At 73.9% G+C, this 22913-nt stretch carries 25 protein-coding genes; 14 read left to right on the forward strand and 11 right to left on the reverse strand.

Features of this window, described 5'->3' with window-relative positions:
- The first annotated feature begins 26 nt into the window (after nt 1-26).
- From P1K89_RS05530 to P1K89_RS05540, 3 genes are all read left to right on the forward strand, one after another.
- Nucleotides 27-1280: an RNA polymerase sigma factor gene (locus tag P1K89_RS05530; RefSeq protein ID WP_284615370.1), complete on the forward strand. Its 1254-nt coding sequence runs from the start codon at nt 27-29 to the stop codon at nt 1278-1280.
- 92 nt (nt 1281-1372) lie between these two features.
- Nucleotides 1373-1849 (forward strand): VOC family protein, encoded by a 477-nt coding sequence (locus P1K89_RS05535; protein ID WP_284615371.1) that lies wholly within the window; start codon nt 1373-1375, stop codon nt 1847-1849.
- 29 nt (nt 1850-1878) lie between these two features.
- A complete protein-coding gene (locus P1K89_RS05540) occupies nt 1879-2220 on the forward strand; it encodes a YciI family protein (RefSeq protein ID WP_284615372.1) in 342 nt (113 codons plus the stop codon).
- Nucleotides 2221-2239: 19 nt separating this feature from the next.
- Here P1K89_RS05540 and P1K89_RS05545 read toward each other — a convergent pair whose 3' ends face one another.
- Nucleotides 2240-2773, reverse strand: coding sequence for a hypothetical protein (locus tag P1K89_RS05545; RefSeq protein ID WP_284615373.1), 534 nt, complete (start codon nt 2771-2773; stop codon nt 2240-2242).
- A 209-nt stretch (nt 2774-2982) separates the two neighbouring features.
- Between P1K89_RS05545 and P1K89_RS05550 the strand changes: the two genes are divergently transcribed.
- Both P1K89_RS05550 and P1K89_RS05555 read left to right on the forward strand, forming a co-directional pair.
- Entirely contained in the window at nt 2983-3561 is a 579-nt protein-coding gene (locus P1K89_RS05550) for a ferritin-like domain-containing protein (protein ID WP_284615374.1), read from the forward strand.
- A 10-nt stretch (nt 3562-3571) separates the two neighbouring features.
- Nucleotides 3572-3955 carry a c-type cytochrome gene (locus P1K89_RS05555; protein ID WP_284615375.1) on the forward strand — a complete coding sequence of 128 codons (384 nt, stop codon included), beginning with the start codon at nt 3572-3574 and terminating at the stop codon, nt 3953-3955.
- Between the two features lie 16 nt (nt 3956-3971).
- Here P1K89_RS05555 and P1K89_RS05560 read toward each other — a convergent pair whose 3' ends face one another.
- Together P1K89_RS05560 and P1K89_RS05565 are read right to left on the reverse strand one after the other, a co-directional pair.
- On the reverse strand, nt 3972-5414 hold the full coding sequence (locus P1K89_RS05560) for an N-acyl-D-amino-acid deacylase family protein (protein WP_284615377.1): 1443 nt from the start codon (nt 5412-5414) through the stop codon (nt 3972-3974).
- A complete protein-coding gene (locus P1K89_RS05565) occupies nt 5411-6409 on the reverse strand; it encodes a Bug family tripartite tricarboxylate transporter substrate binding protein (protein ID WP_284615378.1) in 999 nt (332 codons plus the stop codon). Before P1K89_RS05565 ends, P1K89_RS05560 begins: the two co-directional genes overlap by 4 nt.
- A 99-nt stretch (nt 6410-6508) precedes the next feature.
- On the opposite strand from P1K89_RS05565, the gene P1K89_RS05570 reads away from it, so the two are divergent.
- The gene (locus tag P1K89_RS05570) at nt 6509-7399 is read left to right on the forward strand and encodes a LysR family transcriptional regulator (RefSeq protein ID WP_284615379.1); all 891 of its coding nucleotides are present in this window, start codon (nt 6509-6511) and stop codon (nt 7397-7399) included.
- Nucleotides 7400-7413: 14 nt separating this feature from the next.
- Entirely contained in the window at nt 7414-7926 is a 513-nt protein-coding gene (locus tag P1K89_RS05575) for a GFA family protein (protein WP_284615380.1), read from the forward strand.
- 30 nt (nt 7927-7956) lie between these two features.
- Here the strand turns inward: P1K89_RS05575 and P1K89_RS05580 are convergent, their stop codons facing one another.
- Complete coding sequence (locus tag P1K89_RS05580) at nt 7957-8385, reverse strand: globin domain-containing protein (RefSeq protein WP_284615382.1); 429 nt, start codon at nt 8383-8385, stop codon at nt 7957-7959.
- A gap of 140 nt (nt 8386-8525) precedes the next feature.
- Here P1K89_RS05580 and P1K89_RS05585 point away from each other — a divergent pair, with 140 nt between their 5' ends.
- Both P1K89_RS05585 and P1K89_RS05590 read left to right on the forward strand, forming a co-directional pair.
- A complete protein-coding gene (locus tag P1K89_RS05585) occupies nt 8526-11180 on the forward strand; it encodes an ATP-binding protein (protein WP_284615383.1) in 2655 nt (884 codons plus the stop codon).
- Between the two features lie 123 nt (nt 11181-11303).
- The gene (locus P1K89_RS05590; protein WP_284615385.1) at nt 11304-11726 is read left to right on the forward strand and encodes a PaaI family thioesterase; all 423 of its coding nucleotides are present in this window, start codon (nt 11304-11306) and stop codon (nt 11724-11726) included.
- A gap of 33 nt (nt 11727-11759) precedes the next feature.
- Here P1K89_RS05590 and P1K89_RS05595 read toward each other — a convergent pair whose 3' ends face one another.
- The 5 genes from P1K89_RS05595 to P1K89_RS05615 form a co-directional block, all read right to left on the reverse strand.
- Nucleotides 11760-12683, reverse strand: coding sequence for a PLP-dependent cysteine synthase family protein (locus tag P1K89_RS05595; protein ID WP_284615386.1), 924 nt, complete (start codon nt 12681-12683; stop codon nt 11760-11762).
- A gap of 101 nt (nt 12684-12784) precedes the next feature.
- Nucleotides 12785-13504 carry a response regulator gene (locus P1K89_RS05600; protein WP_284615387.1) on the reverse strand — a complete coding sequence of 240 codons (720 nt, stop codon included), beginning with the start codon at nt 13502-13504 and terminating at the stop codon, nt 12785-12787.
- 55 nt (nt 13505-13559) lie between these two features.
- Nucleotides 13560-16931, reverse strand: coding sequence for a PAS domain-containing protein (locus P1K89_RS05605; protein ID WP_284615388.1), 3372 nt, complete (start codon nt 16929-16931; stop codon nt 13560-13562).
- Complete coding sequence (locus tag P1K89_RS05610; RefSeq protein WP_284615389.1) at nt 16928-17374, reverse strand: response regulator; 447 nt, start codon at nt 17372-17374, stop codon at nt 16928-16930. The genes P1K89_RS05605 and P1K89_RS05610 overlap by 4 nt, the downstream gene beginning before the upstream one ends.
- The gene (locus tag P1K89_RS05615; RefSeq protein ID WP_284615391.1) at nt 17371-17817 is read right to left on the reverse strand and encodes an acyl-CoA thioesterase; all 447 of its coding nucleotides are present in this window, start codon (nt 17815-17817) and stop codon (nt 17371-17373) included. Before P1K89_RS05615 ends, P1K89_RS05610 begins: the two co-directional genes overlap by 4 nt.
- 146 nt (nt 17818-17963) lie before the next feature.
- On the opposite strand from P1K89_RS05615, the gene P1K89_RS05620 reads away from it, so the two are divergent.
- The 5 genes from P1K89_RS05620 to P1K89_RS05640 are packed head-to-tail and all read left to right on the forward strand — an operon-like array spanning nt 17964 to nt 21753.
- Nucleotides 17964-18518: a DUF1697 domain-containing protein gene (locus P1K89_RS05620; protein WP_284615392.1), complete on the forward strand. Its 555-nt coding sequence runs from the start codon at nt 17964-17966 to the stop codon at nt 18516-18518.
- A gap of 14 nt (nt 18519-18532) precedes the next feature.
- The gene (locus P1K89_RS05625; RefSeq protein WP_284615393.1) at nt 18533-19333 is read left to right on the forward strand and encodes an SRPBCC domain-containing protein; all 801 of its coding nucleotides are present in this window, start codon (nt 18533-18535) and stop codon (nt 19331-19333) included.
- Nucleotides 19330-20649, forward strand: a complete 1320-nt coding sequence (locus tag P1K89_RS05630; protein ID WP_284615394.1) for a tetratricopeptide repeat protein — start codon at nt 19330-19332, stop codon at nt 20647-20649. The genes P1K89_RS05625 and P1K89_RS05630 overlap by 4 nt, the downstream gene beginning before the upstream one ends.
- Before the next feature lie 45 nt (nt 20650-20694).
- Nucleotides 20695-21228, forward strand: coding sequence for a hypothetical protein (locus tag P1K89_RS05635; protein WP_284615395.1), 534 nt, complete (start codon nt 20695-20697; stop codon nt 21226-21228).
- Between the two features lie 36 nt (nt 21229-21264).
- Nucleotides 21265-21753 carry a YybH family protein gene (locus P1K89_RS05640; RefSeq protein WP_284615396.1) on the forward strand — a complete coding sequence of 163 codons (489 nt, stop codon included), beginning with the start codon at nt 21265-21267 and terminating at the stop codon, nt 21751-21753.
- Here P1K89_RS05640 and P1K89_RS05645 read toward each other — a convergent pair.
- Both P1K89_RS05645 and P1K89_RS05650 read right to left on the reverse strand, forming a co-directional pair.
- On the reverse strand, nt 21720-22208 hold the full coding sequence (locus P1K89_RS05645; protein WP_284615397.1) for an ASCH domain-containing protein: 489 nt from the start codon (nt 22206-22208) through the stop codon (nt 21720-21722). The genes P1K89_RS05640 and P1K89_RS05645 overlap by 34 nt on opposite strands.
- Before the next feature lie 5 nt (nt 22209-22213).
- Nucleotides 22214-22900: a DUF4286 family protein gene (locus tag P1K89_RS05650; RefSeq protein ID WP_284615398.1), complete on the reverse strand. Its 687-nt coding sequence runs from the start codon at nt 22898-22900 to the stop codon at nt 22214-22216.
- Nucleotides 22901-22913: the final 13 nt, after the last annotated feature.

Raw genomic sequence — 22913 nt, forward strand, 5'->3', positions numbered from 1 at the left:
ATCGCGACCGCGGCACACTGGCGCCCATGGCGGACCCGACCGACCTGCGCGCCACGATCGATGCGCTCTACCGCAGCGAATCGCGCCGCATCTTCGCGACGCTGGTGCGGCTGCTCGGCGACTTCGACCGCGCCGAGGAAGCGCTGCACGAGGCCTTCCGCGCCGCGATCGAGACCTGGCCGCGCGACGGCCTGCCCGACAACCCGCGTGCGTGGCTGGTGTCCGCCGGCCGCTTCAAGGTGATCGACGCGATCCGCCGCGGCGCACGCTTCGAGCCGCTGGCCGAGGAGGCCGAGCCGGCCGACCCGGCGAGCCTGGACGACACCGCGCCCGAGCCGATCGAGGACGACCGGCTGCGCCTGGTCTTCACCTGCTGCCACCCGGCGCTGGCACCCGAGGCGCAGATCGCGCTGACGCTGCGCGAGGTCTGCGGGCTGACGACCGAGGCCATCGCGCATGCCTTCCTCACCGGCGCGCCGACGCTGGCGCAGCGCATCGTGCGCGCGAAGACCAAGATCCGCGACGCGCGCATCCCGTACCAGGTGCCCGAGGACGGCGAGTGGCCCGCGCGGCTGCCGCCGGTGCTGCGCGTGGTCTACCTGGTGTTCAACGAGGGCTACTCCCCGGCCACGGGCCCGGACCTGACCCGGCAGGCGCTGTCGGCCGAGGCGATCCGGCTCGGCCGCCTGCTGATGGACCTGCTGCCGCCCGCCGCGGCCGGCGCCGAGGTGCCGGGCCTGCTCGCGCTGATGCTGCTGCACGAATCGCGGCGGGTCGCGCGCAGCGACGCCGAGGGCGACCTGGTGCGGCTGGAGGACCAGGACCGCTCGTTGTGGGACGCCGCGCTGATCGCCGAGGGCCGCGGCCTGGTGCAGCGCGCGCTGCGCGCCGGCCGCGCGGGCCCGTACACGCTGCAGGCGACGATCGCCGCGCTGCATGCCGACGCCGCGACCCCGGCCGCCACCGACTGGCCGCAGATCGTCCGGCTTTACGAACTGCTGCTGGCCGAGGAGCCGTCGCCGGTGATCGCGCTGAACCATGCGGCGGCGCTGGCGATGCGCGACGGCCCGGCCGCGGGCCTGGCCCGCATCGATGCGCTGCTGGCCGGCGGCGCGCTGGCGCAGTACCACCTCGCGCAGGCGGCGCGCGCCGAGCTGTGCCGGCGCCTGGGCCGCTTCGACGACGCGCGCGCCGCCTACGACGCCGCGCTGGCGCTGGCGCAGCAGGGCCCGGAGCGCCGCTTCCTGCAGCGGCAGAAGGACGGCCTGCCGCCGGCCTGAAAAGAATTGCGCGCGGATGTCGAATCGGCGCCGGGCCGTTCGACCAGGAGGGCGAGCCGCCGTCGGCCGCGTCAACCCACTGAGGTTCCGTCATGCAGCAGAAGATCACCCCATTCCTGTGGTTCGACACGCAGGCCGAAGAAGCCGTCGCGCTCTACACGCGGCTGTTCAAGGACGCCCGCGCCGGCCGGGTCACACGCTACCCGGAAGGCGGCCCGGGCCCGGCCGGCAGCGTGATGACCGCCACCTTCTCGATCGAGGGCCAGGCGTTCATCGCGCTCAACGGCGGCCCGATGGTCAAGTTCTCGCCGGCGATCTCGTTCGTCGTGCACTGCGACAGCCAGGCCGAGATCGACAGGCTGTGGGCGGGCCTGTCCGAAGGCGGCAGCACGCAGCCCTGCGGCTGGCTCACCGACCGCTTCGGCGTGTCGTGGCAGGTCGTGCCGCGCGAGCTCGATCAGCTGATGACCGACCCCGACCCGGCGCGGGCGCAGCGCGTGATGCGGGCGATGCTCGGCATGACCCGGTTCGACATTGCCGCGTTGCACGCGGCCCGCGACGCCGCCTAGGATGCCGCCGACCACGAAAGGACGCCGCGATGCGCTACCTGTGCTTCGTCTACTGCGAGGACGGCCGCCTCGACACGCAGACACCCGCCGAGCTCGAGGCCTGCATGGGCGAGCAGCTCGACTACTTCGCGCAGCTGCAGGCCCAGGGCCACGGCATCGCCGCGCACTCGCTGCAGCCGCCGGAGACGGCGACCTGCCTGCGCGTGCGCGGCGGCCGCGTGTCGATCACCGACGGGCCGTTCGCCGAGACCAGCGAGCTGTTCGGCGGCTTCTTCATCCTGGAGGCGAAGGACCTCAACGAAGCGATCCGCATCGCGCAGCAGATTCCAGCCGCGCGCTTCGGCTGCATCGAGGTCCGGCCGCTGCGCTGATCGCGGCGGCCGGAGGCGGTCACTTGCCGTCGCGGTCCGAATCGCCCGGCATCGCGCGCTCGATGCCGTCGGACAGGCGCTGCCACGCATCGCGCGTGGCCTGCTTCGCGCGCTCCCAGGTCAGCGTCGAGCTGCCGCGCACGGTGTCCCACTCGCTCGCCAGGCGCGGCTCGATGTCCTCGAAGCGCTCGCCGGGATAACGCGTATAGGCATCGACACCGTGGCGGTACGCCGGCGCGTAGTCGTCGTAGGGCGCGCCCTGGTCGACGTACGGGCGCTTCGAGTAGTTGTCGCGCCAGTAGCCGTCTTCCAGGGTCGGGTCGACCTGCTCGGCGATGGCCTTGCCGGCCAGCCCGCCGACGATGGCGCCGGCCGCAGCGCCGATGGCCGTGCCGACCGGGCCCGCGGTGGTGCCGATCGCCGCGCCGGTGGCCATGCCGCCGACGGCCGCGCCGATGCCGGTGCCCACCGGGTGCGCGCCGGGGGCGCCGCTCAGCGGGTCGCGGTTGGCATCGGCGTCCGGATGCATGCGGGTGTCCTTGAGGTCTGCCATGGGGGTCTCCTGTTTGGCGAGGTGTGCGGGCGGTCCGGCAAGTGCCGCGCCCACAGCCGCTTCGACTCGAACCCGAAGTGATGTCGGAGCCGGACTACAGCGCGGGCTGGATGCGTGCGGTTGCATCCGATCCACACGGGCCCGCGTAAGGCTGCCTGTCGACCTTTCGTCGACACCGTCCCCAGCCACCGCCCTTCGAGGAGATGTCCATGAGCCCCCTGATCGCGCCGCCGCGCCGCCTGTTCCTGTCCCGCACCAGCCGGATGACCCTGTCCGCCGCCGCCGTCGGCCTGCTCGCCGGCACGGGCAGCGCGCATGCGCAATCGTCCGGCGCCACCGCCGCCGACGTCGGCATCCTCAACGTCGCGCTCGGCCTCGAGCACGAAGCGATCAACGCCTACCAGCTCGGCGCGATGAGCGGCCTGCTGCAGAAGGGCGTGCTCGACGTCGCCGTCGCCTTCCAGGCGCACCACAAGGCGCACCGCGACGCGCTGATCGCGACCATCCGCGCGCTCGGCGGCACGCCGGTGGCCGAGAAGAAGCTCGACGACTACGCCAAGGCGCTCAACGCCGGATCGCTGAAGAACCAGGGCGACGTGCTGATGCTGGCCACGAAGCTCGAGCTCGGCGCGACCAACGCCTACCTCGGCGTGATCCCGTCCTTCAAGGACAACAAGCTCGGCCAGGTCGCCGCGCGCCTGGCCGCCGACGAGACCATGCACTACACCGCGCTGATGAGCGCGATGGGGCAGGCGCTGCCGAACGGCGCGCTCAGCTTCGGAGCATGACGTGGCGGCGATGCGTCCCGTCGCGGCGGTGGTCGCCACGATGATCGCTGCGACGCTGGCCGCCGTCGCCCTGCCGGCCGCCGCCGCACCCGACGCCGCCCGCGGTGCGCGGCTCTACGAAGCGCGCTGCGGCGGCTGCCACGCGGTGCAGGCCGACCGCATCGGCCCGCGCCATGCCGGGCTGATCGGCCGACGCGCCGGCAGCGTCGAGGGCTTCGACTATTCGCCGGCGCTGAAGGCCGCCACGCTGCGCTGGGATGCGAAGGCGCTGGAGCGCTGGCTCGCCGATCCGGAAAGCGTGATCCCCGGCCAGCGCATGGGCTATCGCCTGGGTGACGCGGCCGAGCGCGCCGACGTCATCGCCTACCTGGCGACACTGGCTGCGAAGCGCTAGCGAGCGAAAGGCGCGGCTACGGCCGCAGCCGCCGGCCCGCGTGCAGCTCTTGCAGCTCGCCGTCGCGCATCACCAGCCGGCCGTTGATCCACAGCGCGTGCAGGCCCTCGGGCCGGGTGGTCGGCTGCTCGTAGGTGGCGCCGTCGCGGATGCGCGCCGGGTCGAACAGCACCAGGTCGGCCGCGCAGCCGGCGGCGATGCGGCCGCGGTGGGCCAGGCCGAAGCGCTGCGCCGGCAGCCCGGTCATCTTGTGCACCGCGGTCTCCAGCGGCAGCAGGCCGCGGTCGCGGCTGTAGTGGCCCAGCACCCGCGGGAAGCTGCCCCACAGGCGCGGGTGCGGATGCGCGTCGTGCGGCAGGCCGTCGGAGCCGATCATCGTCAGCGGGTGCACGAGCACGCGTTCGACGTCCCCCTCGGACAGCGCGAAGTACACCGCGCCGCCGGGCATCAGCCGCCGCGCCGCTGCCTCCAGCGACATCCCCCACTCGGCGGCGATCGTGCGCAGCCGGCGCCCGCCCTGCTCCGGGTGCGGGCCCGACCAGGTGACGAGCACGTCGTCGGCATCGGCGATGCGGTCGGCGCGCAACATCGTCGACGAGGCCGCGTAGGGATAACAGTCGAGGCACACCGGCTGCCGCGCCGCCGCGGCGTCGATGACCTGCAGCGTCTGCCGCGTGCGGCCGTGGTTGCGGCGGCCGATGACCTTGTGGTGCGACAGCAGCAGCGTCGCGCCGCAGCTGCGGCCGACGAGCAGCGCCTCGTCGATCGCCGGCGCGATGGCGTCGGCCTCGTCGCGCAGGTGCATCGCCAGGATCGCGCCCGGGCGAGCCTTCAGCGCCGCCGCGACCTCGACCATCTCGTCGGTGCTCGCGGCCCGCGCCGGCGGGTAGTACACGCCGGTCGACAGGCCGAAGGCGCCGGCCTCGAGCGCGGCGGCGACGTCGTCGCGCATCGCCCGGCACTCGGCCGGATCGGCCGGGCGCACCAGGTCGGCCACATGCTGCAGGCGCAGGTTGGTGTGGCCGATCAGCGGCACGACGTTCATCGACGGCGACACGGCGTCCAGCCGCGCGAGGTAGTCGCCGAAGGCGGCGAAGCGCGGCGCGTCGTGCTGGCCCAGCACGTCCAGCGGCGCCGGCGGCTCGGCCATCGTCAGCGGCGCCAGGCTGAGCCCGCAGTTGCCCGTCACCACGGTCGCCACGCCCTGCATCAGCTTGGGATGCGGCACCGTCTCCTGCAGCAGCAGGCCGTCGTCGTGCGAATGCGTGTCGATGAAACCGGGGCACAGCACGAGGCCGCCGGCGTCGACCACCGGGCCGTCGGCGGCGGCGCCGGGCGGCAGCACCGCGGCGATGCGCCCGTCGCGCACCGCGACGTCGGCGGCGCGGCGCGGTGCGGTGCTGCCGTCGATCAGCTCGGCACCGCGGATCACGAAGAGCGAAGACGACGCGGGATTCATTCGACACGGGCTCCGGAACGCTTGATGACCTCGAGCCAGCGCGGCGTCTCGAGCTTGGCCATCGTGAGGATCAGATTCGGCGGCGAGGCCATGGTTTCGACGGACAGCCGCGTGAAGCGCTCGCGCACCGCCGGGACCATGATCAGCCGGTTGACCTCGCGGTTGAGCAGGCCGACGATCTCCGCCGGCAGCCCGCGCGGGCCGACGAGGCCGCCCCAGGCGGTGCTCTCGTAGCCGGTGACGCCCGCCTCGTTGAGCGTCGGCAGCTCCGGGAACAGCGCACTGCGCCGCAGGCCGCTGACGGCCAGCGCCCGCACGCGGCCGGCCTGGATGTGCGGGCCGATCGACGACAGGTTGTCGAACATCAGGTCGGTCTGACCGCCGATCAGCTCCTGGATCGCCGCCGGGCTGCCGCGGTAGGGCACGTGCACGATGAAGGTGCCGGTCATCGCCTTGAACAGCTCGCCGCCGAGGTGCCCGGTGGTGCCGTTGCCGGCCGAGCCCATCATCAGCCGGCCGGGCCGCGACTTCGCCAGCTCGATCAGCTCGCGCACCGTCTTCACGCCCAGCGACAGCCGCACGACGAGCGCGTTGTGCACGGTGCCGGTGATCGCGATGCCGACCAGCGCATCGGGGTCGTAGGGCAGCTTCGCGAACAGCGAGCGGTTGATCGCCAGCGTGCCGACGTTGCCGTAGCCGATGGTGTAGCCGTCCGGCTCGGCGCGCGCCAGCTCCACCATGCCGATGGTGCCGCTGGCGCCGGGCTTGTTGTCGACGACGAAGGGCTGGCCGAGCGCGCGGCCGAGCTCCTCGGCCAGGATGCGGCAGACCGCGTCCGGCGAGCCGCCCGCGGCCGACGGCACGATCAGCCGCACCGGCCGGGCCGGGTAGGCGGCTGCCGCCCGCAGCGGCAGCGCCTGCGCGGCCGCCGCAGCCGCCGCCAGCTGCAGCCAGGTCCGCCGGCCGTGGCGCATCGATTCATCGAATCCATTCATGCAATGCACTCCTGCTTCCCGACACGGGAGCGGAATCTAGGGCGAATGACCGGCGCAGACCATCGAAAGCTTCTGCGATGGGCATTAGACTTTCTCATCATGAACCTGCCCTCGCTGCGCGCGCTGCGCTGCTTCGACGCCAGCGCCCGCCACGCCAGTTTCACGCGCGCCGCGCACGAGGTGCACCTGACCCAGGGCGCGGTCAGCCACCAGATCCTCGGGCTCGAGGCCCAGCTGGGCGTGCCGCTGTTCCTGCGCCGCAAGAGCGGCCTGCAGCTCACCGCGGCCGGCAGCGCCTACTGGAGCGCGGTGTCGCCGGCGCTGCGGCAGATCGAGCGCGCGACGCAGGACCTGCTGACGCACGGCGGCCATGGCGGCAGCCTGAACCTGTCGGTGGCCTCGAGCTTCGGCGCCTACTGGCTGATCCCGCGCCTGCCCGGCTTCGTCGCGGCGCATCCGGAGATCACGCTGAACCTCGCGACCCACGTCGGCCCGGTCGACCTGGCCGGCTCGCCGCACGACGCGGCGATCGAGTTCTGCAGCGGCGCCGCGCCGGGCCTGCAGGCCACGCTGGTGCTGCCGCTGGTCGTGCGGCCCTTCGCGGCGCCGGGGCTGGTGCGTCACGGCACGCTGAAGAAGTGGCTGCGCACGCTGCCGCTGATCCGCGTGGCGAGCGTGCCGAACGGCTGGCCGGTGTGGCTGCAGGCCGCCGGCCTGGCCGACGCCGTCGCGCCCGACCGGCTGGCGGCCGGCCCGCAGTACGACCTGCTGTCGATGGCGCTGAACGGCGCCATCGCCGGGCTCGGCATCGCGCTGCTGCCAGACTACGCCGCCGCGGGCGCCGTGGCGGCGGGCCAGCTGCAGCAGCTGTCGCCGTGCGCGGTGACGGCGGACAAGGGCTACTACCTGCGCTACCCTGCCTGGAAGGCCGACCTGGTCGCGATCCGGCGCTTCGAGCAGTGGCTCGGCTCGCTGGACAAGGCGGCCTGACTGGAGGACCGATCATGCAACTCGACGGCTCGTGCCACTGCGGCCGCGTGAAGTTCAGCGTCTGGGCGCCCAGCCCGGTGCCCTTCATGCGCTGCTACTGCTCGATCTGCCGCAAGACCGCCGGCTCAGGCGGCTTCGGCATCAACCTGGGCGCCGACGCGTCGACGCTGGCGGTGCACCAGGGCCATGCCGAGCTGCGTGTCTACAAGGCCCGGCTGGCCGACCCCGCGGCACCGGGCGGCGAACGCGAAAGCAGCGCGCAGCGCCACTTCTGCGGCCACTGCGGCAGCGCGCTGTGGCTGTTCGACCCACGCTGGCCCGAGCTGGTGCATCCGCATGCCAGCGCGATCGACACGCCGCTGCCGGTGCCGCCGGCGCACGTGCACCTGATGCTCGGCTCCAAGGCCAACTGGGTCGAGGTCGAAGGCCGCGTGGACGACGAGCGCTTCAACGTGTACCCGTCGATGTCGCTGGCCGAGTGGCACGAGCGGCACGGGCTGGCGTCGGGTCCGCCGCCGCCGCGCTGAGGGCGCGCGGCCAAGGCCGGTGGCCGGCGTTCAGGCGGCTTCGGCCATCGCGAGGGTTTCGGCCGCACCGGCGCGCAGCGCCGTGCTCACGTCCCGGACCAGCGAAGCCCACGCGCCGCGCACCGCCGGCGTGAACACCACGCCGATGGCGGCGGCCAGCGTGTCGATCAGCACCGCCCCGACCACGCGGTGCTGCGCATCGCTGATGCCCGGGCCGATCCGGCAGCCCTTGGCATGCAGCCGGGTCGCCAGCTCCGCGGGACGATCCAGGTGGGCCAGGATGTGATCGAGCAGCGCGACCAGCCGGTCGCCCTGGTCGCCGAGCTCGTCGGAAAGACGACCGGCGAGCTCGGCGTCGCGTTCGACCAGCTTGTCGACGAACAGCGCGGCGACCTGGCACGAGATCGGGCGCACCAGCTCGAAGCTCTTGCGGACGAGGCGGATCTCGTGGGGCGTCATGGTCGGTCTCGCGGTGGCAGGGGGTTGTCCGGCAGTGTCGCGGTGCGGCCGGCGCGTGTCGTCAGGCCGCGGTCAGACATCGGTCTGACCTGCGGTCAGACCTGCACAATCGCGCCGCGTCCGTTTCCCAACCCCTCGCCGTGACCGCCCCGACCCCTGCCGCCGACCCCGCGCCGTTCTCGCCCGCCGGCGCGGATCCGACCACACCGGCCGCTGCGGTGGCCTTCGGCCCCTTCGTGCTCGACGCCGCCGAGCAGCGCCTGACGCGCGACGGCGAGCCGCTGGCCCTGAGCGGACGCCCGCTGCAAGTGCTGGCGCTGCTGGCCGCGCGTGCCGGACGCCTGGTCGACAAGGACGCGGTGCTCGACGGCGTCTGGGGCCACCGGCACGTGACCGACTCGGTGCTCAAGGGCGCCGTCAACACCTTGCGCGCGGCGCTGGGCGACGATGCCAAGGCGCCGCGCTACATCGAGACGGTGCCGCGGCGCGGCTACCGCTTCATCGCGCCGCTGCGGCCGCTGCCAGCGCCGGCGGCCGCCAGCGCGACCCCGACCGCCTTGCCGGGGGCCGAAGCCGGACCGCCATCCGCCCAGGCGGCCTGGCCGGGTGCCGCCGACACGGCCGGCAAGGGCACCGGCACCGCCGGCCTGATCGGCCGCGAGGCGGAGGCGCTGCAGCTGCGCGGCCTGCTCGCGGGGCACCGCCTGGTCACGCTGACCGGGCTCGGCGGCATCGGCAAGACCCGGCTCGCGCTGGCGGTGGCCGGCGATGCGCCGCCGCCGGACGGCGTCGCGCTGGTGCGGCTGGAGTCGCTGGCCGATGGCGACCCGCTGGCCAGCACGGTTGCGCAGGCCCTGGCGCTGGGGCCGGGCGCCGGGGCATCGGCGGCGGCGCTGGCGCGCGCGCTGGCGCCGCTGCGGCTGCGCCTGGTGCTCGACAACGCCGAACACGTGGTCGACGCGGTGGCCGCGCTCGTCGCCACGCTGCTCGACGGCGCGCCGCTGCTGCAGGTGCTGGTCACCAGCCAGGTGCCGCTGCACCTGGCCGGCGAGCGCGTGCTGCCGCTGGCGGCGCTGGCGCTGCCGGACGACTTCGGCGATGCCGCCCCCGACCCCGCCGGCTACGCCGCCGCGCGCCTGTTCTGCGAGCGCGTGCGCGAGCGCCAGCCGGGCTGGCAGCCGCAGCGCGCCGACGCCGCCGGCATCGCGGCGATCTGCCGCGCGCTGGACGGCGTGCCGCTGGCACTGGAACTGGCGGCCGCGCGCGTGCCGCTGCTCGGCGTGGCCGGCGTGCAGGCGCGGCTCGACCAGCGCTTCACGCTGCTGACGCGCGCGCCGCGCGATGCCGCGACGCGCCACCGCACGCTTGCCGCCGCGCTGGACTGGACCTGCGGCCTGCTCGATGCCGCCGAGCAGCGCGCGCTGCAGACGCTGGCGCTGGTGCACGGCCGCTTCGACGTCGAGGCCGCCGAATCGCTGCTGGACGCGGACGATGCGCTCGACCTCGTCGACGCGCTGCGCGAGCGTTCGCTGATCGTCGTCGAGCCCGACGGCGGGTTGCGGCTGTTCGACAGCGTGCGCCGGCATGCGCTGCAGGCGCTGGCCGCCGGCAACGCGGGCGCCGCGGGATTCAATGAAGCGGCCGCCCACCAGCGCCACCTCGCCTGGCTGCGCACGCGCTTCGAGGCGTCCGAGGCGGTGGAGTTCTGCACGCCGCTGCTGCAATGGCTGCCGCCGCTGGCCGAACGAGTCGACGACCTGCGCGCGGCGCTGCGCTTCGGGCTCGTCGCCGAGGCCGCGGACCCGGCGGTGCGCGACGGCGCGCTGCGGCTGCTCGCCGCCAGCCTGATGTTCTGGGCCCGCAGCGGCCTGCGCGCCGAAGGGCTGCGCTGGCTCGAGCTCGGCCGCGCCGCGGCGCCCGCCGCGGGCTGGACGCGCACGCTGCTGGACCTCGGCCACGGCCTGTTCGTCACCTTCGCGCAGCTCGGCGCGCCGGCCGATGCGCTGGCGGCGCTGCGGGCGGCCCGTCCCGCGCTGCAGCAGGCCGGCGAAACGCGGCGCGAGTACCTGTCGCTGTACGCCGAACGCATGCTGCTGATGCGGCTGGCGCCGCAGGACGAGGTCGCGCCGCTGCTGGCGCGCATGCGCGAGCTGCAGCAGCCCGACTGGGGCCCGCTCGCGCGCCGCTACCTGCAGATGCTCGAGGCCTTCGCCTGGCGCGACCGCGGCGACTTCGCACGCTACGAATCCACCAGCCGCGCGATGGCCGCGGCCTGCCGCGCCGCCGGCGGCCGCGCCGAGGTGTGGGCGGTGGAGAACGCGCTGACTCAGGCGCTGGCGCTGCAGGGCCGGCTCGACGAAGCCTGTGCGCTGATCGCCCGCACGGCGGACGACGTGCGCGCCGCCGGCCGCCAGCGCGAGCAGGTGCAGGTGCTGGCGATCGCCGCGATGCTGCACCTGCGGCGCGATGCCGGCGCGGCGACGCTGGCGCTCGCGCACGAGGCGGTGCGCCTGCTGCGCGCCGACGGCATGCTGTGGTGGATGGCCGACGCGCTGCCCTGGGCCGCCTGGCATGCCGGCCGCGCGCACGACGCGGCGCGGCTGCAGGCCTGGGCCGATGCGGTCGCGAAGGCCCGCGGCGATACGCGCGGGCCGCTGTTCAGCCGCCTGCGTGGCGCGCTCGTCGATGCGCTCGCCGGCCATGCCGAGGCCGCCCCGCTGCAGGCGCTGCTGCAGCAGGACCCCGGCCTCGACGACGACGCGGCGCTGGCGCTGGCGTTCGGTGTGCCGGGCTGAGCGCGGCGCGCGGGCCGCGGTTCACGGGCGTCGCCGGCGCGACAGATCCGGCGTCCCGGCCGGGACAGACGCCGCTCACCGTCGCGCCTAGAGTGCACCGCACCCTCTGTCGGGAGCAGCATCATGACGGCCGGCGCCACGCTCGAACAACTGCGCGCGATCAACCAGACCGCCGCCTTCAACCGCTGGTGCGGCATCGAGGTCGACACCGCCGAACCGGGACGGGCGGAGATCAGCATGCCGTACCAGCCGCAGGCCGGGCAGTACGCCGGCTTCCTGCACGCCGGCATCGTCGGCGCGCTGATCGACACCGCCTGCGGCTTCGCGGCGGCCACCGTCGCCGGGCGCGTGCTGGCCTCGCACTACGCGGTGAACTGCCTGCGGCCCGCGGTGGGCGAGCGCTTCAGCGCCCGCGCGCGTGTGGTGCGCGCCGGGCGCACGCAGGTGTTCACGGCCTGCGAGCTGTTTGCCCATGACGCCCAAGGTGAGCGGCTGGTGGCGACCGGGGAGACGATCCTGACCGTGGTGGAACACGGCGCGGGCTGAGCGGAACGCCCCTCGCGCGGCCGGGCCGCGGCCTCAGCCGCGCCGGTACACCGCGGTGCTGAGGTACTTCAGGCCCGAATCCACCATCAGCGTCACGACGCAGCGCCCCGCCCCCAGGCGTTGCGCGACCTGCAGCGCCGCCACCACGTTCGCGCCCGACGACGTGCCCGCGAAGATCGCCTCCTCCCGTGCCAGCCGCCGCGCCATCGCCTCGGCGTCATCGGTCGAGACGGTGATCACCTCGTCGACGAGCTCCGGCGCCCACAGCGGCGGCACGCGCCCGATGCCGATGCCCTCGATGCGATGCGCGCCCGGCGAACCGCCGGACAGCACCGCCGACTCCGCCGGCTCGACGACGACGTTGTGCACGTCGGGCCGGTGGCGCTTCAACACGGTCGCGACGCCGCGCGACGAGGCCGATGCGCCGGCCGCCTGCACGAAGGCGTCCACCGCGCCGCCGGTCTGCTGCCAGATCTCTTCGCCGAGCCCGTGGTAGCCGGCGATCGTGTCGGCGTTCTCCAGCTGGTTGAACCACCACGTGCGCGGCTCGGCGGCCAGCCGGCGCGCGGTGTCGATCATCTGCAGGATCAGCGCCTTCGTCGTGCGCCCGCCCTCGCTGGGAATCAGCACCAGCTCGGCGCCGAGCGCGGCCATGTGGTCGCGCTTTTCCTGGCTGAAGGCGTCCGAGGTGACGATGCGCAGCCGGTAGCCCTTGGCCGCGCAGACCAGCGCCAGCGACGCGCCGGTGCTGCCGCCGCTGTACTCGACCACCGTATCGCCCGGCTTCAGCCGGCCGTCGGCCTCGGCGCGCTCGATCGCCGCGCGTGCCATGCGGTCCTTCATGCTGCCGGTGGGGTTCTCGCCTTCGAGCTTGACGAAGACATCCGCCGCGCCGTCGGGCACGAGCCGGCGCAGCTGGATCAGCGAGGTGTGGCCGATGGCGTCGAGGAGGTGCATGGCGCCCGATTCTGCGCAGCCGCGTCCTGCCGGACCAGGGCGATGCGCGCCAGCATCGGCTGCATTCGCGCCAGCGCGCGACACCCGTGTCGCGCCGGTTTCTAGCGCACGATCTCCACGACCGCGTCGAACACGTAGCCCGCGCCGCGCTGCGTGACGATGTAGGCCGGGTTCGACGGGTCGACCTCGATCTTGCGGCGCAGGCGCAGGATCTGCACGTCGATCGAGCGGTCGTAGACCTCGGCGTTGTGAAGGCGCGAGAGGTCGAGCAGCTGGTCGCGGGTCAGCGTGCGCTGCGGCGACGACAGGAAGGCCGACAGCAGGCTGAACTCGCCGTTGGTCAGCTCGACCGACTGGCCCTGGGGGTCGCGCAGCTTGCGCAGGCCGAGGTTCAGCTCCCAGCCGGCGAAGCGGTAGGCGCGCAGCTTCGGCCTGGCCGCCGGGGCCTGCGCCTGCGCGCGGCGCAGCAGCGCGCGGATGCGCGCCAGCAGCTCGCGCGGGCTGAAGGGCTTGGTCAGGTAGTCGTCGGCGCCGAGCTCGAGGCCCATCACGCGGTCGGCCTCTTCGGCGCGGCCGGTCAACATCAGGATCGGGATCGCCGAGTCCTCGCGCAGCCGGCGCGCGATCTGCAGGCCGTCCTCGCCGGGCAGGCGCACATCGAGCACCAGCAGGTCGACCGTCTCGCGCGCCATCACGTCGACCAGCTCGCGGCCGCTGGCCACGGTGGTGATGCGCAGCTCGTTGTCACCGAGGTAGTCGGCCAGCAGCTCGCGGACCTGCGGGTCGTCGTCGAGCGCCAGCACGTGCGGCAGGGACGTCATGGCAGGAAGCATCGTTGCTGTCCTTTCGATGTGCAAGCTCGCATGCATGGGGATCTCAGCCTTCGGTCAGGGTGACTCGGTTCAGTGCCTGGGCCAACGCACGAGCGATGTCGCGCGCGACCAGCGGCTTGGCCAGCACCTCGGCGACGCCGGCCTCGCGGGCGCGGGCGCTCAGCGCGGCGTTGACGAAGCCGCTCATCAGCACGATCGGGATGTGTGGCCGCAGCCGGTGGATCTCGGCGGCGAGCTCCGAGCCGGTCATGCCGGGCATCGCCTCGTCGCTGAGCACGGCCTGGAAGCGATCGGGATCGGCGCGAAGCGCCTGCAGCGCGGCGGTGCTCGACGAGAAGCCGACCGGCTCGTAGCCCAGCTCGGCCAGCAGCTCTTCGCCCAGCGCGACCAGCGGCGCCTCGTCGTCGACCAGCAGGATGGTCTCGCCATGGCCCGCGGCGACGGGTTCGTCGACGGCCGGCACCGGCGCATCGGCCTGCGCGCCCTGCCAGGGCAGGTAGACGCGGAAGGTCGCACCTTCGCCCAGGACGCTGTCGACCGCGATGCCGCCGCCCAGATCGGTGACGATGCCGTGCACCAGCGACAGCCCCAGGCCCGTGCCGACGCCGACTTCCTTGGTGGTGAAGAAGGGGTCGAAGATGCGTTCGAGCAGGTTCGCCGGGATGCCGGCACCGGTGTCGCGCACGGTCAGCAGCAGGTAGCGGCCGGGCTGCAGCACGCTGGTGGCCACCGGCAGGTCGGCGTCGAGCTGCACACGTTCGACGGCCACGGCCAGCGTGTCCGGCCCGGCGGCACCCGCCAAGGGCCGATCGGCACCGCCACGCATCGCCTGCACCGCGTTCGCGCACAGGTTCAGCACCACCTGGTGGATCTGCGTCGCATCGCCCAGCACCGCGGCGTCGCCGGCCTCGAGCCGGCGTTCGAGCACGATGCCGGCCGGCAAGGTCGCGGCCACGCCGTCCAGCGCCTCGGCGACCACCGCCTGCACCGGCACCGGCACGCGTTCGCCCATGCCGCTGCGGCTGAAGGCGAGGATGCGCTCGACCAGCGACTTCGCGCGCTGGCCCGCGGCGACGATGGCATCGACATGCCGGCGCAGCGCGCTGCGCTCGGGCGCGTCCTTCTGCGCCATCTCGCCGTAGCCGAGGATCGCCGACAGGATGTTGTTGAAGTCGTGCGCGATGCCGCCGGCCAGCGTGCCGATGGCCTCGAGCTTCTGCGCCTGGCGCAGCTGCAGCTCGAGCCGGTCGCGCGCCATCTCGGCGTTCTTGCGCGCGCTGATCTCCACAGACGCGCCGGCCAGCCGCTCGGCGCGGCCGTCGGGGCCGCGGAAGCAGCTGGCGCGGGTGTGCACCCAGCGCGGCGCGGCGGTGCCGGCGACATCGCGCACCACGAGCCGGTATTCGACGTCGATCTGCGGCGAGCGGCCGGCCAGGTGATCGGCCACCGCCTGCTCGACACGCGCGCGGTCGTCGGCGTGCACCGGCACCTCGTCGAGCAGCGCGCGCATCGTCGGGTTCGCCATGCCCTCGGGCAGCCGGAACAGCTCGCGCATGTACGGCGAGACGAAGACCTGGTCGGCGACGATGTCCCAGACCCAATGCGCCTCGTGCGAGCCGCTCATCGCGACCGCGTAGCGTTCCTCCGACAGCTTCAGCGCCTGCTTGGCGCGCTGCTCGGCATCGATGTCGCTGACCGAGCCGGCCATGCGGTAGGGCTGGCCGCCGGTGTCGCGGATGCACACGCCGTGCACGCGGACCCAGCGGTAACTGCCGTCGGGCTGGCGCACACGCCACTCGCCGGCATAGGCGGGCGTGCGGCCGGCCAGGTGATCGGCGATCGCCGCGTCGCGCTGCGCCAGGTCGTCCGGATGCAGCTGCTCGCGCATCGCCGCGAACCACGCGTCGATCGACTGCATCTCCGGACCATCGGGCATGCCGAGGATCTGCCTCGCGCGCGCCGACGCGAAGGCATGGCCGGCGGCGTAGTTCCAGTCCCAGATGCCGTCGTCGGAGCCGGCAACCGCCAGCGCAAAACGCTCCTGGCTTTCGCGCAGCGCCATCTCGGCACGCTGGCGCGCATCGATGTCGCTGACCGAGCCGGCGATGCGCTGCGGCCGGCCCTGCGCATCGCGGATGCACAGCGCCCGCACGCGGATCCAGCGGTAGGCGCCGTCGGGGTGGCGCACGCGGTAGTCGACCTCGTACGCCGGCGACTGGCCGTCGAGGTGCGCCTGCATCGTCGCGCGGCGCCGCTCGGCATCGTCGGGATGCACCTGCAGCGAACCCTGCAGCTCGGCCAGCGGCTGCGTCTCCGGCCCCGGCGGCAGGCCCTGCAGCTCGCGCGCGCGGGCCGACTCGTAGGCGGTGCCGGCCACGAGGTCCCAGTCCCAGATGCCGTCGTCGGCGCCGGCGGCCGCCAGCGCAAAACGTTCGCGCGAGGCCTCGAGCGAGCGCCGCGCGGCATCCAGCCGCCGCAGCTGCCGCGTCGCGAAGCCCAGCAGCACCGCCGCCAGCGCTGCCAGCGCCAGCGTGCGTGCGCCGGAGCCCAGCGCCTGCGCACGCCAGGCGGCGAGCACCGCATCGGCATCGCGCGAGACGACGACCACCAGCGGGTAGTCCGGCACCGGCCGCATCGCGCCGAAGCGGTCATGGCCGTCGACCGGGCTCTTCATGCGCGAGGGCGGCTTGCGGCCGGCCAGGTAGGCGGCCAGGCGCTCTTCGGCCTGCGCGATGCGCTGGCCCAGTGTCTCGGGCGCCGGCGGGTGGCGCGCGAGCAGCGTGCCGTCGTGGTGCAGCAGCGCGATGCGCAAGGTCGGGCCGACCTGCACGTCGCGGTAGAAGTCCTGGAAATAGGCGACGCGGCCGCGCGCGGTGATCGTGCCGTCGAAGCGGCCGTCGGCGCCGACGAGCCGGCGCGCCATCGGGAAGAAGCTGACGCCGTCGAGCCGCCCGCGAGTGGTGCCGCCGATCACCAGCTCGGTGGTCGGGTCGTCGCGGATGCGCTGGAAAGCGGGCCGCTCGGCGGCGCTGGCCAGCGCCGCCGGCACCGGATGCAGCCACGACAGCGCGCGCGTGCGGCCGCGGCCATCGTGCAGCGCGAGGCCATCGGCCACCTGGCCCAGCGCCACCGCCTGCTCGCGCAGCAGCGCATGCAGCTGCGCATCGTCCAGCCCGTCGAAGGCGCGCGCCCGGTGCTGCCGCGCGAGGTGGCGCAGCACGACGTCGATGGCCTGCACGCTGCGCGCGGTCTGCTCGCCGATGACCAGTGCCTGCGCCTCGAGCTCGCGCGTGGTGGCCTCGATGGTCGCGTGGTAGTCGCGCCAGATGTCGTAGGCGGCGAACGCGACGACCGCGGCGATGAACAGGCCGCCCAGCCAGGGCAGCGCGCGCCAGCGCACACGTTCGGCGGTCACGCCGTCCCCTCGGCCCGCGGCAGCGCCAGCAGCCGCCGCACCGCCGCCTGCAGCGCGTCGCGCGCCACCGGCTGCGGCAGCACGCCGGCCACGCCCAGCGCCTGCGCGACCGGGCCGTGGCAGTCGATGCCGGCGAAAAACGTCGGCGACAGCACCAGCACCGGCGCATCGCCGTGCCGCGCGGCGAGCTGTCGCAGCGCGAGGGCGTCGCTCTGGCGGGGGTAGTGCACGGTGGTGATCACCAGCTCGCAGCGCGCGGGATCGGCGGCCTGTTCGGCCTGTTCGGCCTGCACGGGCGCCGGCGCCGATCGTAGCGGCTCGGTGCCCACGTCGACCAGCCATTCGTGCAGCAGCTCGCACAGCGCCGGCTCGACGTCGACCAGCCGCACGCGCCGCGGCCGCGCGGGCGGCACGCCGTCGCGCAGGCGCGGATCCGGATTCAAGCCGGCTCCACCGCGGGCTGCAGCTGCGCGCGCAGCGCGTCGGCGATCGCCGCCTCGAACGCCACCGCGCGGCGCTGCGTGGTGTCCAGGTGCACGGCGGTCAGGCGCATCGTCGCGGCGGCATGGCCGGCGACCTCGTTGAACATCGTCAGCTCGACCACCAGCGCCTTGTCGCGCAGCTCGACGATGTGCACGCGCACGCCGATCGTGTCGCCGGCCAGCAGTTCGCGCTGGTAGCGGATGGTCTGCTCCACCGCCGCCATGCCGCGGCGCTGCTCGCGCAGGTAGGCCGGCGTCAGGCCGAGACGCGCCAGGTAGTTCCACAGCGCCTCGTCGAACTTGCCCACGTACCACATGACGTTCATGTGGCCCATGTGGTCGCAGTGCCAGGGGTAGACCGCGCCGCGGTAGCCGAGGGTGGATTCGATCGCCGGGGTTTGCATCGTGAAGGGTCGCCGTGGGGTTCGATGGGCCCACTGTGGCCGGCGACGGTTGCCGCGCGGTATCGCGCCGGCGACGCGGCGATTTCAGATGAAATGCGGGGCGGGCTTGACAGGCCGCCCCGCGGTGCCGCGGTTAGCATGGCCCGGTGCCCGCCGCCAAGACCTCCACCCGCTGCGCGTTCCTGCTGCGCGCGATCAACGTCGGCCGGCGCCAGCTGCCGATGGCGGCGCTGCGCGAGATCGCCGCGCAGCTCGACTTCGCCGATGCGAAGACCCACCTCGCCAGCGGCAACCTGGTCGCGACGATCGCCGGCACGCCGGCCGCCGCGGCCAAGCGGCTGGAAGCCGCGATCACCGAGCATTTCGGCTTCCACAGCGACGTCATCGTGCGCAGCGCCGCGCAGTGGGCGCCGTACCTCGGCGGCAACCCGTTCGCCGAAGCCGCCGAGGCCGAGCCCAACCGCGTGATCCTGCTGCTGGCCGCGCGCGCGCCGGCCGACGACGCCGAAGCGCGCCTGGCCGAACGCGCCGCCGCCGGCGAACGCGTCCGCACGGTCGGCGACGCCGTGTGGATCCACTACGCGCAGAGCGTCGCCGGCTCGAAGCTGACGCCGGCCTTCATCGACAAGTGCATCGGCGCGCCGGCCACCGGCCGCAACTGGCGCACGGTGCAGGCGCTGGCAGACTTGCTCGACGCCTGACGAAGCCCCCCCGCATGAACGACCTCTCCGCCCGCACGCTGGCCACCAGCCGCCTGATCGACGCGCCGCGCGAGCGCGTCTTCGCCGCCTTCATCGATCCGCAGCCGCTCGGGCGCTGGTTCGGCCCGGCCGGCTTCCGCAACACCTTCGATGTCTTCGAGCCGCGCCCCGGCGGCCGCTGGCGGCTGACGATGCACGGCCCCGATGGCAGCGAGTACCCGAACGAATGGGTGTTCACCGAGCTCGCCGGCCCGGCGCGCTTCGTCGCGCGCCACGTCGGGCCGATGCACGGCTTCACCTTGACCGTGACGCTCGAAGACGTTGGCGGCCGCACGCGCGTGGACTGGCACCAGCTGTTCGACGACGCGGCCGAATGCGCGCGCGTCGCGCCCTACGCGGCCCCGGCCAACGAGCAGAACCTGGACCGGCTCGAAGCCTTGCTCGCCGCGCAGCGCATCGGCGCCGGGCCGCGGCTGGTCGAGGTGCGTTCGTACAAGCTGAAGCCCGGCACGCTGGCCGCGTTCCACGCCACCGTCTCGCAGCAGGCGGTGCCGATGCTGCAGGACTGGTCGACCGACGTCGTGGCCTTCGGCCCGTCGGCCCACGAGGCCGACTGCTACACGCTGGTGCGCGCCTATGAAGACCTGGCCGACCTGCAGTCGCGCCAGGATGCGTTCTACGGCTCGGCCGGCTGGCGCAGCGGGCCGCGCGAGGCGATCCTCGGCATGATCGACCGCCACCTGAGCTCGGTGCTGTGGCTGTCGCCCGCGGCGGTCGACGAGCTGCGGCGCTGCAATAGCACCTCGCAGCGATGAGCGGCGACGTCTTCGAGGCCGCGCGCCGGCATTTCGTCGACGGCGTGCGCGCCTTCGAGGCCGCGCAGTACGACGAGGCGCTGCGGCAGTTCGAGGCCTCGCTCGCGCTGATGCCGGGCCGCACCTCGACCCTGCTGAACCTGGCGATGACACAGCTGAAGCTCGGGCGGCCCGAACACGCGCTCGACAACCTGGCCGCGGTGCTGGCCGCGCAGCCGACGCTCGGCGAGGCCTGGGTGCAGCGCGGTCATGCGCTGGCCGACCTGGGCCGCGACGACGAGGCGCTGGCCGCCTACGACTGTGTCGGCGACGAGGATCCGAGCCACGCGGTCGCGCTGTTCCACCGCGGGCTGGCATTGAACCGCCTGCAGCGGCCGGCCGACGCGCTGGCCTGCTTCGACCGGCTGCTCGAGGCCGATCCGGCCGCCGCCGCCGCGTGGTGGCGCCGTGGCCAGACGCTGCAGGAGCTGCAGCAAGAGGACGAGGCTTTCGAGAGTTATCGACGTGCGCTGGACCACGACCCGGCGCTGGCCGACGCCTGGAGCCGCCGCGGCGCGATCCTGAAGGACCGCGGGGCGCTCGCCGACGCGGCCGAGTGCTTCCGCCGCGCGATCGAGCACGGCGGCGATGCGGCGCTGAACGGCTACCTGCTGGCCTCGGTGAGCGGCGGCGACGCGGCGCCGGCGCAGTCGCCGGCCGCCTACGTGCGCGGCCTCTTCGACGGCTACGCGGACGGCTTCGACCGGCACCTCGTCGACGTGCTGCACTACCGCGCGCCGCAGCTGATCGCACAGCAGGTCGCCGCGCTGGCCAAGGCCGCCGGCCGGCGCTTCGGCGCCGCGCTGGACCTGGGCTGCGGCACCGGGCTGTGCGGGCCGCTGCTGGCGCCGCTCGTCGAAGCGGTGGACGGCATTGACCTGTCGCCGACGATGCTGGAGGCCGCCCGCAGGCGCGGCGTCTACCGCTCGCTGGTGCAGGCCGACATCGCCGAGCACCTGCGAACGACCGAGGCCCGCTACGACCTGCTGGTCGCCGCCGACGTCTTCATCTACATCGGCGCGCTCGACGCGGTGTTCGCCGGCGCACGCCGCGTGCTGCGGCCGGGCGGCGTGCTGTGCGCCTCGGTCGAAGCCGCCGACGATGCGCACGACTGGCTGCTGCGGCCGAGCGCGCGCTACGCGCAGTCGCGGCGCTATCTCCACGCGCTGGCCGCGGGCCACGGCTTCGAGGTGCTGGCGATCGACGAACACCCGATCCGCGAGGATCAGCGCCAGCCGGTGCCGGGATTGATCGCGACGTTGAAACGAAGCGGCTGAGCGCGGCGCCGTCTGGGCGCTTGCCTTCGGCGTTATCCTGCGCCGATGAAGAATCCGCTGCTGTTGCTGACGCCGCTGCTCGCCGCCCTGGCGGCTTGCGCCTCCACCGAGCCGGACAAGGGTGGCGGCCCGCCGCCGTCGACCCAGATCGGCCAGGCCGCGACCACGCCGCTGTCGGACTTCAACCTCGTGCGCGCCGAGATCCCGCCGGTGCTCGCCGCGGCGCAGCGCGCGCCGTATGCGCTGCCCGCGCAGCGCGATTGCGGCGCGCTGGCCGACCAGGTGCGCGCGCTCGACGCCGCGCTCGGCGCCGACCTCGACACGCCGGCCACCGACAGCAACCCGAGCCTCGTCGAGCGTGGCAGCAGCGCGGTCGGTGATGCCGCCGTCGGCGCGGTGCGCAGCGCGGCCGAGGGCATCGTGCCGTTCCGCGGCTGGGTGCGCAAGCTGAGCGGCGCCGAGCGCTACTCGAAGGAAGTCAGCGCGGCCATCACCGCCGGCACGATCCGCCGCGCGTACTTGAAAGGCCTGGGCGCCGCCGCCAACTGCGCGGTGCCCGCCGCGCCACGGAGCTCGTGAGCACGTCACCCGTCGAACCACTCGATCGCTGATGCCATGTCGCTGAAATCCCTCTTCTACGGCTTCCTGCTGGCATGCATCGCACCGGTCATCGCCCAGCCCGCCGCGCTGCCGACGGTGGCCGTGCCACCCGAGATCGAATCGGTGCTGCGCGCCTACGAGCGGGCCTGGGCCGCGAACGATGCGAACGCGCTGGCCCGGCTGTTCACGGCCGATGGCATGGCGCTGCCCAACGGCAGCCCGCCGGCCAAGGGCCCGGCCGCGATCACCGACGCGTACAGCAAGGCCGCCGGATCGCCGCTGGCGCTGCGGGCGATCGATTTCCACCAGACGCAGGACCTGGCGACGATCGTCGGCGGCTTCGCGCCGGCGGCGAACCAGCCCGACGTCGGCAAGTTCGTGCTGGTGTTGCGCCGCGGCGGCGACGGCCAGTGGCGCATCGCGGCCGACATCGACAACATGAACGCGCGGCCGCAGCGGCCGCCCCTGCCTCAGCCCGGACGATCGCCCGCGGGCGGCGGGTAAAGCACCCGGAAGCGTTCGCAGACGACCGGCATGCGCGCATCCGGCGTACGGCCGATGCGCTCGCATTCCCGCGCAAAGTACGCGGCATGTTCGCGGCGCCAGAACGCGAGCGAACCGTCGCCCTCGCCTTCGGTGCGGGCGAACTCGGCGGACACGTCCTCGAAAGGCACGACCTCGACGGCGGTGGTCTCGATGAGGCACAGCGGCTCGCCCTGCCACGTCGTCACGATGCTCAGGTCGCCGGGCCGCGGCTGCGGCTTGCCGTCATGCTCGTTGCCCCACACCAGAGCGGCCGTCGCGCGCTTGGTGCCGGCGAGCACCAGTGCGGCCAGCTCGTTCGCCAGCGCCTCGCTGTCGCCGAAGGCGAACGCCTCCAGGAAACGGCCGCGCTCCAGCGCCGGGTGGGCCTGCACGGCGATGGCCCAGAAGGCCTCGTAGCGGGTGGGCAGCTGCATGGCGTTCAGGGCGTCGACGGCCGGGCTTCGTCGGCGGTGAGCGTGCAGGCCGACCGGTAGATGCCCGACACGAGGTCGATGGCGCCGTGCGCCTGCAGTGCGGCTGGCGACAGCTCGCCGGCCTGCAGCGCTTCGACCGCCTCGAGCTCGTAGCCCGTCACCAGCAGCGCGCCGTCGACACCGGCATCGGCGCCGCGGATGCGCTGCTCCGAGGTCATCGCCGCGGCGAGGGCGCCGGTCAGCCAATGCACGCTGACCAACCCCGGGCGCGACGGCAGGCCGGGCAGCCGCGTGGCCAGCGCAGCATGCACGCCGGCGCGCGCTTCGTCCGTCGAAGCGAAGCGCAGCAGCAGCGCGAAGTGCCCGAGCCCATGGCCCCACGAGCCGTTCACCGTGCACAGCCCGCGGCTCATGCCGCGGTAGTACGGCATCATCTTCCGCGTCCACGGCGTCGGATCGTTCAGGCGCGCGAGGTAGGCGGCCGAGCCGAGCGTCTCCAGGCGGTCGACCTCGTACAGCACCGTGTAGCGCGGCGCGCCGCTGACGGCCACCCAGCGCGTGCCGCGACGGAAGCCAGGGATCGACAGCCGCTCGGGCAGGTGCTCGTGCGTGTGCCAGTGATCGTGCTCGGCGATCGCCGAAGGCTCGATGTCGAAGTTCAGCAGCATCGCTGCCTGGCGGAGCAGGGGCATGGGCGGTGGTCTC

Source organism: Aquabacterium humicola (assembly GCF_030167915.1).
GTDB lineage: Bacteria > Pseudomonadota > Gammaproteobacteria > Burkholderiales > Burkholderiaceae_C > Pseudaquabacterium > Pseudaquabacterium humicola.

Coding starts and splice junctions, on each gene's coding strand:
- P1K89_RS05640 (WP_284615396.1), top strand. CDS start 21,265: ATGTCGCTGAAATCCCTCTTCTACGGCTTCCTGCTGGCATGCATCGCA.
- P1K89_RS05555 (WP_284615375.1), top strand. CDS start 3,572: ATGCGTCCCGTCGCGGCGGTGGTCGCCACGATGATCGCTGCGACGCTG.
- P1K89_RS05645 (WP_284615397.1), bottom strand. CDS start 22,208: ATGCAGCTGCCCACCCGCTACGAGGCCTTCTGGGCCATCGCCGTGCAG.
- P1K89_RS05530 (WP_284615370.1), top strand. CDS start 27: ATGGCGGACCCGACCGACCTGCGCGCCACGATCGATGCGCTCTACCGC.
- P1K89_RS05635 (WP_284615395.1), top strand. CDS start 20,695: ATGAAGAATCCGCTGCTGTTGCTGACGCCGCTGCTCGCCGCCCTGGCG.
- P1K89_RS05625 (WP_284615393.1), top strand. CDS start 18,533: ATGAACGACCTCTCCGCCCGCACGCTGGCCACCAGCCGCCTGATCGAC.
- P1K89_RS05615 (WP_284615391.1), bottom strand. CDS start 17,817: ATGCAAACCCCGGCGATCGAATCCACCCTCGGCTACCGCGGCGCGGTC.
- P1K89_RS05580 (WP_284615382.1), bottom strand. CDS start 8,385: ATGACGCCCCACGAGATCCGCCTCGTCCGCAAGAGCTTCGAGCTGGTG.
- P1K89_RS05550 (WP_284615374.1), top strand. CDS start 2,983: ATGAGCCCCCTGATCGCGCCGCCGCGCCGCCTGTTCCTGTCCCGCACC.
- P1K89_RS05565 (WP_284615378.1), bottom strand. CDS start 6,409: ATGAATGGATTCGATGAATCGATGCGCCACGGCCGGCGGACCTGGCTG.
- P1K89_RS05570 (WP_284615379.1), top strand. CDS start 6,509: ATGAACCTGCCCTCGCTGCGCGCGCTGCGCTGCTTCGACGCCAGCGCC.
- P1K89_RS05650 (WP_284615398.1), bottom strand. CDS start 22,900: ATGCCCCTGCTCCGCCAGGCAGCGATGCTGCTGAACTTCGACATCGAG.
- P1K89_RS05540 (WP_284615372.1), top strand. CDS start 1,879: ATGCGCTACCTGTGCTTCGTCTACTGCGAGGACGGCCGCCTCGACACG.
- P1K89_RS05560 (WP_284615377.1), bottom strand. CDS start 5,414: ATGAATCCCGCGTCGTCTTCGCTCTTCGTGATCCGCGGTGCCGAGCTG.
- P1K89_RS05630 (WP_284615394.1), top strand. CDS start 19,330: ATGAGCGGCGACGTCTTCGAGGCCGCGCGCCGGCATTTCGTCGACGGC.
- P1K89_RS05595 (WP_284615386.1), bottom strand. CDS start 12,683: ATGCACCTCCTCGACGCCATCGGCCACACCTCGCTGATCCAGCTGCGC.
- P1K89_RS05535 (WP_284615371.1), top strand. CDS start 1,373: ATGCAGCAGAAGATCACCCCATTCCTGTGGTTCGACACGCAGGCCGAA.
- P1K89_RS05545 (WP_284615373.1), bottom strand. CDS start 2,773: ATGGCAGACCTCAAGGACACCCGCATGCATCCGGACGCCGATGCCAAC.
- P1K89_RS05600 (WP_284615387.1), bottom strand. CDS start 13,504: ATGACGTCCCTGCCGCACGTGCTGGCGCTCGACGACGACCCGCAGGTC.
- P1K89_RS05575 (WP_284615380.1), top strand. CDS start 7,414: ATGCAACTCGACGGCTCGTGCCACTGCGGCCGCGTGAAGTTCAGCGTC.
- P1K89_RS05590 (WP_284615385.1), top strand. CDS start 11,304: ATGACGGCCGGCGCCACGCTCGAACAACTGCGCGCGATCAACCAGACC.